This window comes from Paraburkholderia caledonica (genome assembly GCF_000383275.1).
GTDB lineage: Bacteria > Pseudomonadota > Gammaproteobacteria > Burkholderiales > Burkholderiaceae > Paraburkholderia > Paraburkholderia caledonica.
On the sequence record NZ_KB911041.1, the window covers coordinates 127,704 to 143,911 of the forward strand.

General features: G+C 61.8%; 15 protein-coding genes and 1 tRNA gene. 10 read left to right on the top strand and 6 right to left on the bottom strand.

Annotation, left to right across the window (positions count from 1 at the left end):
* Positions 1-8: 8 nt before the first annotated feature.
* The 9 genes from folP to phoR all read left to right on the top strand — a co-directional run bounded on the left by folP (position 9) and on the right by phoR (position 9,428).
* On the top strand, positions 9-893 hold the full coding sequence (gene folP, locus H281_RS0122690; protein ID WP_408735244.1) for a dihydropteroate synthase: 885 nt from the start codon (positions 9-11) through the stop codon (positions 891-893).
* Between the two features lie 27 nt (positions 894-920).
* Entirely contained in the window at positions 921-2,279 is a 1,359-nt protein-coding gene (glmM, locus tag H281_RS0122695) for a phosphoglucosamine mutase (RefSeq protein WP_020069436.1), read from the top strand.
* 328 nt (positions 2,280-2,607) lie between these two features.
* Positions 2,608-3,639, top strand: a complete 1,032-nt coding sequence (gene pstS, locus H281_RS0122700) for a phosphate ABC transporter substrate-binding protein PstS (protein ID WP_020069437.1) — start codon at positions 2,608-2,610, stop codon at positions 3,637-3,639.
* 190 nt (positions 3,640-3,829) lie between these two features.
* The gene (gene pstC, locus H281_RS0122705) at positions 3,830-4,831 is read left to right on the top strand and encodes a phosphate ABC transporter permease PstC (protein WP_027804860.1); all 1,002 of its coding nucleotides are present in this window, start codon (positions 3,830-3,832) and stop codon (positions 4,829-4,831) included.
* Positions 4,828-5,724, top strand: coding sequence for a phosphate ABC transporter permease PstA (pstA, locus tag H281_RS0122710; protein WP_020069439.1), 897 nt, complete (start codon positions 4,828-4,830; stop codon positions 5,722-5,724). The genes pstC and pstA overlap by 4 nt, the downstream gene beginning before the upstream one ends.
* Positions 5,725-5,741: 17 nt before the next feature.
* Entirely contained in the window at positions 5,742-6,590 is an 849-nt protein-coding gene (pstB, locus tag H281_RS0122715; protein WP_020069440.1) for a phosphate ABC transporter ATP-binding protein PstB, read from the top strand.
* A 29-nt stretch (positions 6,591-6,619) separates the two neighbouring features.
* Positions 6,620-7,324, top strand: a complete 705-nt coding sequence (gene phoU / locus H281_RS0122720) for a phosphate signaling complex protein PhoU (RefSeq protein ID WP_020069441.1) — start codon at positions 6,620-6,622, stop codon at positions 7,322-7,324.
* A 26-nt stretch (positions 7,325-7,350) separates the two neighbouring features.
* The gene (phoB, locus tag H281_RS0122725) at positions 7,351-8,052 is read left to right on the top strand and encodes a phosphate regulon transcriptional regulator PhoB (protein ID WP_006051991.1); all 702 of its coding nucleotides are present in this window, start codon (positions 7,351-7,353) and stop codon (positions 8,050-8,052) included.
* 62 nt (positions 8,053-8,114) lie between these two features.
* Entirely contained in the window at positions 8,115-9,428 is a 1,314-nt protein-coding gene (gene phoR / locus H281_RS0122730) for a phosphate regulon sensor histidine kinase PhoR (protein WP_020069442.1), read from the top strand.
* A gap of 93 nt (positions 9,429-9,521) precedes the next feature.
* Here the strand turns inward: phoR and ppk1 are convergent, their stop codons facing one another.
* Positions 9,522-11,585: a polyphosphate kinase 1 gene (gene ppk1 / locus H281_RS0122735; RefSeq protein ID WP_027804861.1), complete on the bottom strand. Its 2,064-nt coding sequence runs from the start codon at positions 11,583-11,585 to the stop codon at positions 9,522-9,524.
* Positions 11,586-11,787: 202 nt separating this feature from the next.
* Between ppk1 and ppx the strand changes: the two genes are divergently transcribed.
* Positions 11,788-13,413, top strand: a complete 1,626-nt coding sequence (ppx, locus tag H281_RS0122740; protein ID WP_020069444.1) for an exopolyphosphatase — start codon at positions 11,788-11,790, stop codon at positions 13,411-13,413.
* A 110-nt stretch (positions 13,414-13,523) separates the two neighbouring features.
* Here the strand turns inward: ppx and H281_RS0122745 are convergent, their stop codons facing one another.
* The 5 genes from H281_RS0122745 to H281_RS36940 form a co-directional block, all read right to left on the bottom strand.
* Complete coding sequence (locus tag H281_RS0122745) at positions 13,524-14,336, bottom strand: GNAT family N-acetyltransferase (protein WP_020069445.1); 813 nt, start codon at positions 14,334-14,336, stop codon at positions 13,524-13,526.
* A gap of 196 nt (positions 14,337-14,532) precedes the next feature.
* Entirely contained in the window at positions 14,533-14,991 is a 459-nt protein-coding gene (gene sixA, locus H281_RS0122750; protein WP_020069446.1) for a phosphohistidine phosphatase SixA, read from the bottom strand.
* Positions 14,992-15,246: 255 nt separating this feature from the next.
* A tRNA-Pro gene (locus H281_RS0122755) sits at positions 15,247-15,323 on the bottom strand.
* Between the two features lie 73 nt (positions 15,324-15,396).
* Positions 15,397-15,555, bottom strand: a complete 159-nt coding sequence (locus H281_RS36085) for a DUF3309 family protein (RefSeq protein WP_020069447.1) — start codon at positions 15,553-15,555, stop codon at positions 15,397-15,399.
* Between the two features lie 379 nt (positions 15,556-15,934).
* The gene (locus H281_RS36940) at positions 15,935-16,111 is read right to left on the bottom strand and encodes a hypothetical protein (protein WP_020069448.1); all 177 of its coding nucleotides are present in this window, start codon (positions 16,109-16,111) and stop codon (positions 15,935-15,937) included.
* Positions 16,112-16,208 lie beyond the last annotated feature (97 nt).

The window sequence follows — 16,208 nt, forward strand, 5'->3', positions numbered from 1 at the left end:
CAGTCGCTATTCCTTTTCCCCGTATCCCGGAGCCGTTGCAATGCGGCCGGTTCAGGCTGAGCTTTGAACGCCCGTTGGTCATGGGCATCCTGAACGTCACACCAGATTCCTTTTCCGACGGCGGCCAGTATGCGATGCGCGGCGATGCGTTGCGTCAAGCCGAACGCATGCTGCTTGACGGCGCGGACATCATCGACATCGGCGGCGAATCCACGCGTCCGGGCGCGCCGCCAGTGCCGCTCGACGAAGAGCTAGAACGTGTGATCCCACTTGTCGAGCAACTGCGCGGCGCCAACGTGCCGCTATCCGTCGACACCTATAAGCCCGAAGTAATGCGCCACGCGCTCGCCGCGGGCGCCGATCTGATCAACGACATCTGGGGCTTTCGCATGCCCGGCGCCGTCGACGCGGTCCGCGAAAGCGACTGCGGTCTGTGCGTCATGCATATGCTCGGCGAGCCGCAGAGCATGCAACTGGGTGAACCGGCTTACGGCGACGTCGTCAGCGAAGTCCGGCAGTTTCTGGAAGAACGGGTGGACGCGCTCAGACAGGCGGGCATCGCACGGGATCGCATCAGCGTCGACCCCGGTTTCGGTTTTGGTAAGGCAGTGGTCGAGCATAATTACGCGCTGCTCGCGGCTCTGCCGGATACGGCGCCCCGCGGCGAGCCGCCATATCCCATTCTTGCGGGAATGTCGCGCAAATCGATGATCGGCGCGGTCACCGGACGGGCGGCGCCGGAGCGCGTCGCCGGCAGCATCGCTGCAGCCGTTTGCGCGGCGGAACGCGGCGCCGCGATTCTCCGCGTGCACGACGTCGCACAAACAGTAGACGCATTGAAAGTCTGGGTAGCCCTGCGCAACGCGGCGAATCACGCCGGCCCGCGGGGTTGAACCCACAGCCAAGGAGGAACATAAAAGATGGCACGTCGTTATTTCGGCACGGACGGAATTCGGGGAAAGGTCGGTGAAGGGCCCATCACGCCGGAATTTGTTTTGCGGCTCGGCTATGCGGCCGGCAAGGTGCTGGTCGGTGCAGACCGTTGGGCACGCACGGGCACGCGGCCAACCGTGCTGATCGGTAAGGACACGCGGGTGTCCGGCTATATGCTCGAGGCTGCGCTCGAAGCCGGTTTTTCCGCAGCAGGCGTCGACGTGATGCTGGCCGGTCCAATGCCCACGCCGGGCATCGCCTATCTGACGCGCGCGTTGCGGCTCGCGGCCGGCGTGGTGATCAGCGCGTCGCACAATCCGTATTACGACAACGGCATCAAGTTCTTTTCCGCCGACGGCAACAAGTTGCCCGACGAGGTGGAATCGCAGATCGAAGAGCACCTTGAGCTGCCGCTCGCCTGTGCTTCGTCTGAGCAGCTCGGCAAGGCGCGGCGTCTTGACGACGCCGCCGGCCGCTACATCGAGTTCTGCAAAAGCACGTTTCCCGCGGCGTTCGATTTGCGGGGACTGAAGCTGGTGGTCGACTGCGCGCACGGCGCCGCGTATGACGTCGCGCCGCACGTCTTTCACGAGCTCGGCGCGGAGATCATCCCGATCGGGGTTGCGCCGAATGGCTTCAATATCAACGACGGCGTCGGTGCGACCGCGCCGGATGCGCTCGTGCGGGCGGTGCGGGCCAACCACGCCGACCTGGGCATTGCGCTCGACGGAGACGCTGACCGTCTGCAGGTCGTCGACGCGGCAGGGCGCCTGTATAACGGCGACGAACTGCTGTACGTGCTGGTGAAAGATCGTATCGCGACCGACGGCAAGGTCGAAGGTGCGGTCGGCACCTTGATGACCAATATGGCGGTCGAAGTCGCGTTGCAGGCGGCAGGCGTCAAGTTCGTGCGCGCGGCAGTCGGCGACCGCTACGTGCTCGAACAGTTGCGGGAGCACGGCTGGCAGCTTGGCGCTGAAGGGTCGGGCCACATTCTGTCGCTCGACCGCCATTCCACCGGCGACGGCATCGTGTCGGCGCTGCTCGTGCTCGCCGCCATGAAGCGCAGCGACAAGACGCTGGCCGAACTGCTCGACGGCGTCACGCTGTTCCCGCAAAAGCTGATCAATGTGCGGATGAAACCGGACGCCGACTGGAAGGGCAGCGACGCGATCCGGCGCGCTATCGCCAGCGCTGAAGACGCGCTCAATGGCCGCGGACGCGTGCTGATTCGCGCATCGGGCACCGAGCCGGTGTTGCGGGTCATGGTGGAGGCGGAACATGCCGACGATGCGCTTCGTCATGCCGAATCCATCGCTGCTGCGGTGAAGCAGGCGACAGCTTAAGCGGGCGCCTCAATGCGCGGGCGGGGCCGACCATCGACGGCCCAGCCCGCGCATGCCCGAGTTTCATTGCGGCGAGCCGATGCGCACTCCCGCATCGCTAGATCCCCACGCTCCACCGCAAACCCCCACCCCATCTTTTTCGCCTAATCTATACAGGCACCGGGCAACGATGCGCCCGCTCCGTGATTTACCCACCAGAACGCCTTTCACCTTCGTAAACCCACTGTCACGTACGTTTCACGGTAAGTCACGTTACTGTCACAAAGAGACCCTAAGCTTCGCGGTGTTCGTCTTACTCGCTCACACCGCTCACACCTTGGAGGTTTCGATGAAATTGATGCAAACCGTGTTCGCTGGCGTCGCTGGCGCGTTCTTCGCGATCGCAGCGCAAGCCGCAGACATCACCGGCGCGGGCAGCACCTTCGCAGCACCGATTTATACGAAGTGGGCCGACGCCTATCAGAAGTCCGGCGGCGGCAAGGTTAACTATCAGGGTATCGGTTCGTCGGGCGGCGTGAAGCAGATCGTTGCCAAGACCGTCGATTTCGCAGGCTCCGACGCTCCGCTGAAGGACGACGAACTCGCCAAGGACGGCCTGTTCCAGTTTCCGACGGTGGTCGGCGGCGTGGTGCCGGTCGTCAACGTACCGGGCGTGAAGCCGGCTGAACTCGTCCTGTCGGGCGAAGTGCTCGGCGACATCTATCTGGGCAAGATCAAGAAGTGGAACGATCCCGCGATCGTTGCACTGAACCCGAAGGTCAAGCTGCCGGACACGGACATCGCCGTGGTTCGCCGCGCCGACGGTTCGGGCACCAGCTTCATCTGGACGAACTACCTGTCGAAGGTCAACACGGAATGGAAGTCGAAGGTCGGTGAAGGCTCGACGGTCAACTGGCCGACGGGTACGGGCGGCAAGGGCAACGACGGCGTCGCCGCATTCGTGCAACGTCTGCCGGGCGCAATCGGCTACGTCGAATGGGCCTACGCCAAGCAGAACCATATGACCTACGTCGCGCTGAAGAATTCGACGGGCACGGTGGTCGAGCCGAAGACGGATACGTTCAAGGCAGCGGCAGCAGGCGCGGACTGGTCGAAATCGTTCTACCAGATCCTGACGAACGAGCCGGGCAAGAACGCATGGCCGATCGTCGGCGCGACGTTCGTGCTGTTGCACACGACGCAGGAAAAGGCACCGCAAGGCACCGAGACGCTGAAGTTCTTCGACTGGGCATTCAAGAACGGCACGCAAGCCGCGAACGATCTCGACTACATTTCGCTGCCGGAATCGGTCGTGTCGGAAATCCGCACGCAGTGGAAGTCGAAGGTCAAGGACGCAGCGGGCAAGCCGCTCGCCGAGTAAGCGTTGCCCCAGAAGTAGCAGGCAACGGGCTGTACGTAACACATTGGCCGTCCTCGCGTGAGGACGGCCAATGGCATTGACGGCACGTCCCGGCGACGTCCCGGCACCCGGCAACATCAGTCGGTACTCACGCATTACCGGCCGCGCGGCATACGTCGCACGGCAACTGGAAAAGGTCCATCAGGCTCTTATGTCCGACATCCAACTCGCGTCAGGCGCTTCGCGGGCGACACCGCCCGGCAGCGCGTCCCAGCAGAAAGCGCCCAGCCGCGCCGGCGACGTGATCTTCGGCGGCCTCGCGCGCCTTGCCGCTATCGTCACGCTGTTGCTGCTCGGCGGCATCATCGTTTCGCTGATCGTCGCGTCCATGCCGTCGATCAAACAATTCGGCCTCGGCTTCCTGTGGAGCGCGCAATGGGATCCGCCGAGCAAGCAGTTCGGCGCACTCGTGCCGATCTACGGCACGATCGCCACATCGATCATTGCACTCATCATCGCGGTGCCGGTCAGCTTCGGCATCGCACTCTTTCTGACGGAACTCTCGCCCGCGTGGCTGCGCCGGCCGCTCGGCATCGCGATCGAACTGCTCGCCGCGATTCCGTCCATCGTCTACGGCATGTGGGGCCTGCTCGTGTTCGCGCCGATCTTTGCGACGTGGTTCGAGAAGCCGCTCGGCGCGGTACTCGGCGGCATTCCGGTGGTCGGCGCGCTGTTTCAGGGCGCGCCCATCGGCATCGGCATTCTGTGCGCGGGAGTGATTCTCGCGATCATGATCATTCCGTACATCGCTTCGGTGATGCGCGACGTGTTCGAAGTCACGCCGGTCCTGCTCAAGGAATCGGCTTACGGCATCGGCTGCACGACGTGGGAAGTAATGTGGAAGATCGTGCTGCCCTTCACGAAGAGCGGCGTGATCGGCGGCGTGATGCTCGGCCTCGGCCGGGCGCTCGGCGAGACCATGGCCGTGACCTTCGTGATCGGCAATACGAATCTGCTAGATAACGTGTCGCTCTTTTCGCCGGGCAACAGTATCACGTCGGCGCTCGCCAACGAATTCGCCGAAGCGGATCCGGGCCTGCATACGTCGGCCCTGATGGAACTCGGCCTCATTCTGTTCGTGATTACATTCATCGTGCTGGCGATTTCCAAGATCATGCTGCTTCGTCTCGAGAAAGGGGAGGGCGCCAAATGAGCCAGTCCACCTTGAACATGCCGGGTTCGAACGACGCAGCCGCGCTCGAAAAAATGCGCGTGCGTCTGCAAGGACGCCGGCGCATGAAGAACGCGATGGCGCTGACGTTGTCGCTCGCTGCGATGGCCTTCGGCCTGCTGTGGCTGATCTGGATTCTCTACACGACGCTGCGCCTCGGTATCGGCGGTTTGTCGATCGAGCTGTTCACGCAGTCCACGCCGCCGCCGAACACCGATGGCGGCGGTCTCGCCAACGCGATCGTCGGCAGCTTGATGCTGGTTGCGCTTGCAACGTTCGTCGGCACGCCGATCGGCATTCTTGCAGGCGTGTATCTCGCGGAATACGGACAGAAAGGCTGGCTCGCGAGCGTCACCCGCTTCATCAACGACATTCTGCTGTCGGCGCCGTCGATCGTGGTCGGTCTGTTCGTCTACGCGCTCGTCGTCGCGAAGATGGGGCACTTCAGCGGCTGGGCCGGCGTATTCGCGCTCGCGCTGCTGCAGATTCCTATCGTGATCCGCACTACCGAGAACATGCTCAAACTGGTGCCGAACGCACTGCGTGAGGCGGCGTTCGCGCTCGGCACGCCGAAGTGGAAGATGGTGCTGTCGATTACGCTGAAGGCGTCCATTGCGGGCATCGTCACCGGCGTGCTGCTCGCCGTCGCGCGTATTGCCGGCGAAACGGCGCCGCTGCTTTTCACCGCGTTGTCGAACCAGTTCTTCTCGGCGGATCTGGGCCAACCGGTCGCGAACCTGCCGGTCACGATCTACAAGTTTGCGATGAGCCCGTTCGCGCAGTGGCAATCGCTCGCGTGGGCCGGCGTCTTCCTGATCACGCTCGCGGTGTTGGGACTGAACATCCTCGCGCGCACGATCTTCACGAACAAGTAAGGGCGGAGTGTAATCCGATGAATATGGCAGAAACTCAACTCAATCCGATCTCGCGTCCCACTGCGCCCGCCGGTTTCGATCCCGCACAAGGCGGCCAGGAGCCGTCGCCGTCGCGCCCGAAGATCGAGGTCAACGACCTGAACTTCTTCTACGGCAAGTATCACGCGCTGAAGAACATCAATCTGCAGATTCCCGAAGGCAAGGTCACCGCGTTCATCGGCCCGTCGGGTTGCGGCAAGTCGACGCTGCTGCGTACGTTCAACAAGATGTACGCGCTCTATCCGGAGCAACGCGCCGAGGGCGAAATCCTGATGGACGGCGAAAACCTGCTGACCTCGAAGCGCGATATCTCGCTGCTGCGCGCGCGCATCGGCATGGTGTTCCAGAAGCCGACGCCGTTTCCCATGTCGATCTACGACAACATTGCGTTCGGCGTGAAGATGTTCGAAACGCTGCCGCGTTCGGAAATGGACGACCGCGTCGAATGGGCGCTCACGAAGGCCGCGTTGTGGAACGAAGTGAAGGACAAGCTCGGCCAGAGCGGCTACGGTTTGTCCGGCGGCCAGCAGCAGCGTTTGTGCATTGCGCGCGGCATCGCGATCCGCCCGGAGGTGTTGTTGCTCGACGAACCGTGCTCGGCGCTCGACCCGATTTCGACGGGCCGTATCGAAGAACTGATCGCCGAACTGAAGAGCGACTACACGGTGGTGATCGTCACGCACAACATGCAACAGGCGGCCCGCTGTTCGGACTACACTGCCTATATGTACCTTGGCGAGCTGATCGAATTCGGCGACACCGAAAAGATCTTCATCAAGCCGGTCCGCAAGGAAACCGAAGACTACATTACGGGCCGCTTCGGCTAATCGGCCGGGCAAAAACAACGGAGTACGACATGTCCGATAAACACCTGTCCAGCCAGTTCGACGCCGACCTGAATCTGGTTTCCTCGAAGGTGCTCGAAATGGGCGGCCTCGTCGAATCGCAGATCGTCAAAGCGATGCAGGCGCTCAACGAGTTCGATCTCGACATCGCCGAGCAAGTGATCGCGGCCGAAGACCGCCTGAACACGATGGAAGTGGAGATCGACGAGGAATGCAGCAACATCATCGCGCGCCGTCAGCCGGCCGCACGTGATTTGCGCTTGCTGATCGCAATCTCGAAGACCATCACGAATCTGGAGCGCGCGGGCGACGAGGCCGAGAAAATCGCCAAGCGCACCAAGCGTCTCATGGAAGACGGCGCATCGCGCACCATCAATATCGCCGAGATCAAATTGTCGGGCGAAATGGCGGTGTCGATTCTGCGCCGCGCGCTCGACGCGTTCGCGCGTCTCGACACGGTCGCCGCTGCGCAGATCGTGCGTGACGATAAAGCGATCGACGAAGAATTCCGCGCGTTCGTGCGTAAGCTGATTTCGTACATGACCGAAGATCCGCGCTCCATTTCGGTGGGCCTCGATTTTCTGTTCATCGCGAAAGCCATCGAGCGGATCGGCGACCATGCGAAGAACATCGCCGAGTTCATCATTTACATCGTGAAGGGTACGGACGTGCGGCACAAGTCGCGCGACGCGCTCGAACGCGAAGCACTCAGTTAATCCAGAGATAAGGACCAGAGGTGCCGATGCCCAGCAGCATTCTCGTCATTGAAGATGAGCCCGCGATTTCCGAACTGATTTCGGTCAATCTTCAACACGCCGGACACTGCCCGATTCGCGCGTACAACGCCGAGCAGGCGCAGAACCTGATCAGCGACGTATTGCCCGACCTCGTCCTGCTCGACTGGATGCTGCCGGGCAAGTCGGGTATTGCGTTCGCGCGCGACCTGCGCAACAACGAGCGTACCAAGCACATTCCGATCATCATGCTGACCGCGCGCGGCGATGAACAGGACAAGGTGCTCGGCCTCGAAATCGGCGCCGACGACTACGTCACCAAGCCGTTTTCCCCGAAAGAATTGATGGCGCGCATCAAGGCAGTTCTGCGCCGCCGCGCGCCGCAATTGACCGAAGACGTCGTCGCGATCAATGGGTTGAAGCTCGATCCGGCAACGCATCGTGTCGCGGCGCACGCGGAAGGCAGCGAGATCAAACTCGATCTCGGCCCGACCGAATTCCGTTTGCTGCATTTCTTCATGACGCATCCCGAGCGCGTGCACAGCCGCACGCAACTGCTCGACCAGGTATGGGGCGACCACGTGTTCGTCGAAGAGCGCACGGTGGACGTGCACATCAAGCGTCTGCGCGCGGCCCTCAAGCCGGCCGGCTGCGATGCTATGATCGAGACGGTCCGCGGCAGCGGCTACCGTCTGGCCAAAAGCGCTTGATCGCTTGATCGCTTGATCAATGGGTAGCGGCGCGCTCGCCGCTCTCTTCGAACGTTTAGACCATGAACATCATCTGGGCGCGCTCCATCGTTTCGATCGTGCTGCTCGCCATACTGTGCGTGGTGGTCGGCGCATTGGTGAATGTGAAGGCAGCATTGATCCTCGCGGTCGTAATGCTGCTTCTGCAAAGCTTCTTCGGTACCTTCCATAAAGAGCGCTTGTGGCGTTTGCTCGACGCGCCGGTTTACGGCGAAGTGCCGAGTGCGCCCGGCATCTGGGGCGAAATCTATTACCGGTTGCACAAGCTCGCGAAGCGCTGGCATGCACAGGTGCGCCAGGTCGAGCAGCAGCATTCGCGTTTCATTCAGGCAATTCAGGCGTCGCCGAACGGCGTCGCAATGCTCGACGACCACGATCAGATTGAGTGGTGTAACGCCATTTCCGAAGTGCATTTCGGGCTCGACGCGAAGCGCGACTTGCGTCAGCACATCACGCATCTGGTGCGTCAGCCGGACTTCGTGCGTTATCTGAACTCGCACCACTACGAAGAAATGCTGATCATGCGCGGCATGGGCGAGAAGCGGCAGAACGTGCTCTCTGTGCAAGTGTTCCCTTATGGCGAGAACCGCAAGCTCGTGCTGTCGCAAGACATTACCGAACTTGAGCGCACCGACGCGATGCGGCGCGACTTCGTCGCCAATGTGTCTCATGAACTGAAGACGCCGCTCACGGTACTCTCCGGTTTTCTCGAGACGATGCGCGAGTTGCCGTTGGCCGAAACCGAGCGCGCGCGTTATCTGGAGTTGATGGAGCAGCAGGCGTCTCGCATGCGCCATATCGTGAACGATCTGCTCGTGCTCGCAAAACTCGAAGGCGATAACAAGCCGCCGAGCGATCAGATGATCGACATGCGCGCCGTATTGCGGCACTTGCGTGACGACGCGGAGAGCCTGTCGAGCGACCATCACAAGATTACATTCGACGCCGACGAGGGGCTCACGGTTACCGGCGTCGAAACCGAGATTCTGAGCGCGTTAGGCAATCTGGTGACCAATGCCATTCGCTATACACCCGACGGCGGCGCGATCAAGGTCAGCTGGCAGGCGCAAGCCGGCGCTGCCGTGTTCTCCGTGACGGATAGCGGCCTGGGTATTCCGGCTGCCGACATTCCACGGCTAACCGAGCGCTTTTATCGTGTCGATCGCAGTCGCTCGCGCGACACCGGCGGGACGGGCCTCGGACTTGCGATCGTGAAGCATGTGCTGCAACGGCACGATGCGCAACTCGACGTGAAAAGCGAGGAAGGGCGCGGCAGTACTTTTACCGTGAGATTCCCGGTGTACCGCACGACACGGCGGCAACCGGCGCATGCGTGAGAAGCACTCGCTTCAAAGAAAAGCCCGCTAGAAAGCGGGCTTTTTTTATATACGTAGCAGCGTTCACCCGCTCGACGCGGAGTGCGCCGGCCCTCACGGACAGAACTTAGTCAACAGACTCATTTGCGCATTGCGCGATGACTTGCCGGGACGCCGCCGACGATAGTGTCCATCGCTTTGCATCAGCCACGCAGACTGGTTGTCGCCGAGAAACGCCGACAGGCCTTCTGCAATCACACGCCGTTTGAGCCGCCGATTGTTGATGGGGAACGCGACTTCCACGCGGCGGAAGAAGTTGCGATCCATCCAGTCCGCGCTCGACAGATACACCTGCTCGCGGCCGTCGTCATAGAAATAGTAGATGCGATGATGTTCGAGAAAGCGCCCGACAATCGAGCGCACCGTGATGTTTTCCGACAGGCCCGGCACGCCCGGCTGCAACGAGCACACACCACGCACGATCAAGTCGATCTTCACGCCTGCCTGCGATGCTTCGTATAACTCTGCGATCACCGTGGGTTCGAGCAGTGCGTTCATCTTCGCGACAATGCGCGCTTTCTTGCCGGCGCGCGCATGCTCCGCTTCGGCGCGAATTGCTTCCACGAGTTTAGGATGCAACGTGAACGGCGACTGCCATAACTCGTGCAACTTGAGTTCGCCGCCAATGCCGGTCAGTTGCTGAAAAACGTGGTGCACGTCCTCGCAGATTTTCTGATCCGCGGTCATCAGGCCGAAGTCGGTGTAAAGGCGTGCAGTGCGCGGATGATAATTGCCGGTGCCCAGGTGCACGTAGCGCTTGAGCGTCATCTTGCCGCCCACCGTTGCGCGCCGCACGATCAGCATCATCTTTGCGTGGCACTTGTGGCCCACCACGCCGTACACCACATGCGCGCCGACAGCTTCGAGCTGCGAGGCCCAGTTGATGTTCGTCTCTTCGTCAAAGCGCGCAAGCAGTTCGACCACCACCGTCACTTCCTTGCCGTTGCGCGCGGCTTGCATGAGCGCGTCCATCAGCGGCGAGTCGGTGCCCGTGCGATAAATCGTCTGCTTGATGGCGACGACGTTTGGATCTTTCGCAGCCTGCAGCAGCAGTTCGAGAACCGGCTGAAAACTTTCGTACGGATGATGCAGCAGCACGTCGCCCTGATCGATCACGTCGAACATGCTCGCTGCGTTGGCAATGGCGGAAGGGATCGCGGGAATGTGCGGCACGAACTTCAGATCGGGCCGATCCACCATCTCCGGCAATTGCATCAGACGCACGAGATTGACGGGGCCGTCCGCGTAATAGCAGTCCTTGTTCGACAGGCCGCTCTCGTCGAGCAGGCGCCGCACGACATGCGCGGGTGTCTCCGCGGATACTTCGAGGCGTACCGCGTTACCAAGGTGCCGCGCGGGAAGTTCGCCCTGTAGCGCGACGCGCAGATTCGTGATTTCGTCTTCGTCGACGAACAGTTCGCTGTTGCGCGTAATGCGAAACTGATTGCAACTTCGCACGACGAGATTCGGAAACAGTTCGCCGACAAAGCGCTGCAATAGCGAACTCAACAGCACGAAACCATGCGGATAGCCCGACAGTGCCTGCGGCATCCGCACGAGGCGCGGCAACGCACGCGGTGCCTGCACGATGCCCATCATCGCCTGACGGCCGAACGCGTCCTTGCCCTCGAGTTCGACGACGAAGTTCAGGCTCTTGTTCAGCACGCGCGGAAACGGATGCGCCGGATCGAGGCCGATCGGCGTGAGCACGGGCAGGAGTTCGTCGAAGAAGTAGTTGCGCGCCCATTCGGTCTGCGCTTCGCTCCAGGCTTCGGTGCCGTGAAAGTAGATGCCTTCTGCTTCCAGCGCGGTGAACACGGTGTCGTGCAGCATGGTGTACTGCCGATGCACGAGCTTTTGTGCCCGCTCGACCACGAGGTCGTAGACATGCTGCAGCGACATGCCGTCGGGCGACAGCGCACCGGGGTTGTCGCGCATCTGCTCCTGCAGTCCGGCCATGCGGACTTCGAAGAATTCGTCGAGATTGCTACTGGTGATGCAGATGAAGCGCAGGCGTTCGAGCAAAGGGACGGCGGGGTCGGCGGCTTGCGCCAACACACGCTCGTTGAAACCCAGAATGCCCAGCTCGCGATTCAATAAGGGGTAGCGGATGGACATCGGCAGCGAGAATGGAATGTCAGATATGGAGGCAGAAAGACGCTCGGAAATTCTCACAGTATGATGACGTTGTTATGACATTCTCAATGTTATAAATTCTACGCTGTATTCCTCGCCTGTCGTCAATATGACGCAGTCCGTATGGGACCATGGGGCACCCCCATCTCCGCGAGGTGACATCGTGAGCTCCGGTACGCTTAGAATGGCGTCTTTGAACAGCGCGGCCGGCCGCAAGACGAAGGGAACCTCGCGTGACGGTCCCGCCTTGCTCACATCCACCGCTGCCGCGCTCGCGCGCATGGAGTCCGCATACCCGATGGTCAATACCCCACAACTCCTTGCTGCAGTCGACCTTGGTTCGAACAGCTTCCGGCTGATCGTCGGCCGGGTCGAGGAAACCGACGCGGGCAGCCAGATTTATCAGGTCGATGCATTGCGTGAGCCCGTGCGGCTCGCCGCCGGTCTGTCGCGCGACAAGATGCTCGATCGCGCGTCACAGGTGCGCGGCTGGGATGCACTGAAGCGCTTTGGCGAGCGGCTGCGCGACTTTCATCCCGACCACGTTCGCGCGGTCGCGACCAACACATTGCGAATCGCGAAGAATGCGGGTGAATTCCTCGGCGAAGCACAGGCTGCGCTAGGCTTTCCGATCGAGGTGATTGCCGGCCGCGAGGAAGCGCGGCTGATTTACGCCGGGGCAGCACACTCCGTGCCCGCGAGCCCGGGTAAGAGGCTCGTGGTCGATATCGGCGGCGGCTCGACGGAGTTCATCATCGGCTCGCACTACACGCCGATCAAGATGGAAAGCCTGTACATCGGCTGCGTGAGCCACAGCCGGGCGTTTTTCCCGTCAGGCAACGTCGACGAATACACGATGCGTCAGGCCGAGCTTGCAGCAGGCCGCGAAATCCAGATCATTTCGGCCGAATACAAGAAAACCGGCTGGGAGCAGGCAATTGGCTCGTCCGGCACGGCGCGGGCCCTTGCGGAACTCGTCGAGGCAAACGGCTTTAACGATGCAGGCATCACGCACGGCATTTCGCGCGGGGGCCTCGAGCGTTTGAAGCGTGCGCTGATCAAGGCGGAGAACGTCAATCGTCTTAAGCTGGTTGCGTTGAAGGGCGACCGGATCCCGGTGCTCGCGGGCGGCCTCTCGATCATGATCGCGGTGTTCGACGAACTGGGCGTCGATTACGTCGATACGACAGATGGCGCTTTGAGACTCGGCGTGCTCTACGATCTGCTCGGTCGTTCGCAACACGAAGACATGCGCACGGTCACAGTGGAAGGCTTCATGCGCCGCTATGGCGTGGATCGTCCGCAGGCCGGTCGCATCGGCGAGCTGGCGGTGCGCTTTTACGATCAGTTCGCGGAGCCCGACGAAGAACGCCGCCAGGAGAACCGCATGTTTCTCGGCTGGGCGGCGGCTTTGCACGAAATCGGCTTGTCGATCTCGCACAGCGCCTATCACAAGCATTCGGCCTATATCACGAGCAATGCAGACATGCCCGGGTTTTCGCGCACCGACCAGGCGCGGCTTGCAGCGCTCGTGCTCGGTCATGCAGGCAAGCTCGGCAAGCTGTCGCAAACGCGCGAAGTGGAGTGGCCGCTGCTGTTCTGTTTGCGGCTCGCCGCACTGCTATGCCGCCGGCGTGCGGATGTCGGCCTGCCTGGCATCACGGTCGCGCAGGCCAACGGCGGATATGAGGTGCGTTTGCCTAACGAGTGGGTCGCCAATAATCCGCTTACGGACTACAGCCTGATTCAGGAAGCCGCGGAGTGGGAAAAGGTTGGGATTCCGTATCGAGTGGTCTATACGGACGAGTGACGTGTCGATGTCCGGTTCTGTCAGTACGTAGACAGAGCAAGCGGCACATGTAGAAAAGCCCGGTTTTACCGGGCTTTTCTGTTTCTGCTTGCAAGCTCGCTCGAGCGTTGTCAGCGCGGCAGTGCATCGCCGAGGAAGTGGCGCGCATAGCGGGCGTTGATGTCCGACAGACGGAACAGCGTCAGAAAGTCGGCGGTATTGAAGTCGGGATCCCATGCGGGTGCGCCGCAAATCTTCGCACCTAGTCGCAGATATCCTTTGACGAGCGGTGGCGGTGCGACATTCGCGCCGGTCTGCAGTTCGTCGACGGGCAGTGGCGTGTGCGGAAATGCGCGATATTCCGGCGCGGTCAGCGCGCTATCACGCAGCGAGCAATAGAGGTTCGCTGCATAGTGCCCGCCGTCCACCATCGCGACGCTCGCGCAGCCGAGCATCGTCTCGTAGCCGTTGTGCTTCATATAAGCCGCGAGTCCGGCCCACAGCGACATGATGACGGAGCCGCTGCGATAGTCTGCGTGCACACACGAGCGGCCGACTTCGACCATCTTCGCGCGCAGGTGAGTGAGACGCGAGACGTCGAACTCGCTTTCCGCGTATAGACGTCCGATGCGCGCCGCCTGGTGCGGCGGCAACGCGCGATAGGTGCCAACCACTTTCAGGGTGTCGAGATCGCGCACCAGCAGGTGATCGCAGTACGAATCGAACGGATCGACGTCGAGGCCTGCGGGGCCGCTCAGGCGAGCGCCCATTTCGTCGGCGAACACGCGGTAACGCAGGCGCTGCGCCTCGCGAAGCTCTTCGTCGGTGCGAGCCCACGTGACTCGCAGCCGGTGCTGGGCGGTGACCGTCTCTTCGGCGCGGGGCAGGCGACGCGACTCGAAGATCGAAGCGAGGGGCAGGGTAGGCGTCGGCAGTTCTCGCATTGGGGCGTCCTGGTCGAAAAAAGGATGAGTCTTTTTTCGCCAATGTAGTAACGCCCGGTGACGCTCGCATGGCAAAGCCATGACGATTGGATGACTGTATGAAAGCGGCGGGTGCCGCGTCGCTTGCCGGGCCGCGTTCCTCGTACTCGCCGCGCCGGGCTTGCGGACGTTGGCGGCGCGCCGTTTGCCGCTCGGATCAGACGAGTTCGGGCGTCATCGCTGCGAGCAGCACCGCCTGGTCGTCGCCGTGGCGCTCGCGGCTGGCGATCCACCATAGGCCCGCTTTCTTGAGCGGCCAGCTGGCGTCGCTGTTCGCAAGCAGCTTTGCGGCAACGTGGCCGAGCGTCGGCTGATGACCCACGATCACCACCGTTTCGGCGATGCCCTTCGGCCAGCCGGATGCGGTGAGCACGTCTTGCGCGCTTGCATTCGGCGCCAGCTCGCGCACGACACGGTATTGATCGCTCAACGTCTCCGCGGTCTGGATGGTCCGCACCGCGGGGCTGGCGAGGATCACGGCGTCGTCGGGCAGACGCGTGCGCAGCCACTTGGCGACGTGTTGCGCCTGCTTGCGACCGCGAGTGGTGAGTGCGCGGGCGAGATCCGTGGCGGCGTAGTCCTCGGCTTCGGCGTGACGCCAGAGAATCAGATTCATGCGTGGCTCCTCGAGTCTGGATGCGGGTGTTGCAGTGCTTTGCACGGCGCGCTGCACGGTTCCAACGCTGGGGCGCGGGCTTGAAGTCTAGCGGGGCAGCTTGCTCCGTCGGCTGAATCGCGCTTCGGTTGCAATTGTTTTAGCAGATCGCGAGCCCGGCCTCGGGCTCATCTGCATTCATTCGGATGCAAAAAGCAAAAACCCGCGAAGCCGGAGGCGACGCGGGTTTTTGTGATGCCGTTGCTGCTTTTTTCGTGGTCGGAGCGAAAGGATTCGAACCTTCGACCCTCTGATCCCAAATCAGATGCGCTACCAGGCTGCGCTACGCTCCGACGAATCCGAGATTCTACGTGGCTTTAGGTGCCAGAGTCAATCGCGAATTGCGTCGGAGTGAAATTAGCCGCGTCATATGCGTCCCATGAGCAGCAACACGATGACGATGATCAGCACAACACCGAGCAGGCCGGTCGGGCGGTAGCCCCAGCCGCTGCTGTACGGCCAGGTCGGCAACGCGCCGATCAGCAGCAGGATGAGCACGATGAGGAGGATGGTTCCGATTGTCATTTGAGTTCTCCCTGTCCGGCTCCGACGAATGCCGGGCCGCATGGTTCGTTGATCCGACGCAAATTGCCCGTCGCGATGAGCGACCTGCAACGTGCGCTGCTTGCAGCCAGCCAATCAGCAATGCGTGTGCCTAAGCTTGTAGTGCTGGCTGCGCGGGAGCAGGCCAGACGAAGGCCAAGGCCGGACACGGAAGGTCAGGATCGGCGCTTGACGGGAAAGGCTCAAGGCGGGACAGATCTGGGCGTGACAGGCTCAGGCGCAACCCGGCCAGCCGTGGCGCCTCAATCGCAACATGAGCAGACGACGCACCTCGACCGACACGACAGCGCCCCTCCCGCAATCGCGGGACAACCTGCAATCGAGCGAGGCACAAAAACCTTCAGTGCCGGCGGCGCTTCCAGTGCGGCATGTGCACGTGCTGATGAGTCAGCCAGTGATGCAGCATGCCTTCGCCGTGTTCGCGTCGATATGTCTTCGATTCAAAAATCGAAAGTGCGAGCAGCACGGCGAGGCCGATCCCGAGTCCGACCAGACCGGCAACCGATTCAGCGTCCATGGCAGTCTCCTTTGACGTTCTGCTGTGACTTTATAGTAGGTCACGCATCGCGAAACGGCAGAGCGGACTGCGCGCGCCGCGTCATGGAACGAGCGTT

Bases quoted from the DNA above. Each gene is read 5' to 3' on its own strand.
- phoR (WP_020069442.1), top strand. From the start codon at position 8,115: ATGAACATCATCTGGGCGCGCTCCATCGTTTCGATCGTGCTGCTCGCC.
- pstS (WP_020069437.1), top strand. From the start codon at position 2,608: ATGAAATTGATGCAAACCGTGTTCGCTGGCGTCGCTGGCGCGTTCTTC.
- ppk1 (WP_027804861.1), bottom strand. From the start codon at position 11,585: ATGTCCATCCGCTACCCCTTATTGAATCGCGAGCTGGGCATTCTGGGT.
- phoU (WP_020069441.1), top strand. From the start codon at position 6,620: ATGTCCGATAAACACCTGTCCAGCCAGTTCGACGCCGACCTGAATCTG.
- H281_RS36940 (WP_020069448.1), bottom strand. From the start codon at position 16,111: ATGGACGCTGAATCGGTTGCCGGTCTGGTCGGACTCGGGATCGGCCTC.
- pstB (WP_020069440.1), top strand. From the start codon at position 5,742: ATGAATATGGCAGAAACTCAACTCAATCCGATCTCGCGTCCCACTGCG.
- phoB (WP_006051991.1), top strand. From the start codon at position 7,351: ATGCCCAGCAGCATTCTCGTCATTGAAGATGAGCCCGCGATTTCCGAA.
- ppx (WP_020069444.1), top strand. From the start codon at position 11,788: ATGGCGTCTTTGAACAGCGCGGCCGGCCGCAAGACGAAGGGAACCTCG.
- pstC (WP_027804860.1), top strand. From the start codon at position 3,830: ATGTCCGACATCCAACTCGCGTCAGGCGCTTCGCGGGCGACACCGCCC.
- H281_RS0122745 (WP_020069445.1), bottom strand. From the start codon at position 14,336: ATGCGAGAACTGCCGACGCCTACCCTGCCCCTCGCTTCGATCTTCGAG.
- pstA (WP_020069439.1), top strand. From the start codon at position 4,828: ATGAGCCAGTCCACCTTGAACATGCCGGGTTCGAACGACGCAGCCGCG.
- H281_RS36085 (WP_020069447.1), bottom strand. From the start codon at position 15,555: ATGACAATCGGAACCATCCTCCTCATCGTGCTCATCCTGCTGCTGATC.
- sixA (WP_020069446.1), bottom strand. From the start codon at position 14,991: ATGAATCTGATTCTCTGGCGTCACGCCGAAGCCGAGGACTACGCCGCC.
- glmM (WP_020069436.1), top strand. From the start codon at position 921: ATGGCACGTCGTTATTTCGGCACGGACGGAATTCGGGGAAAGGTCGGT.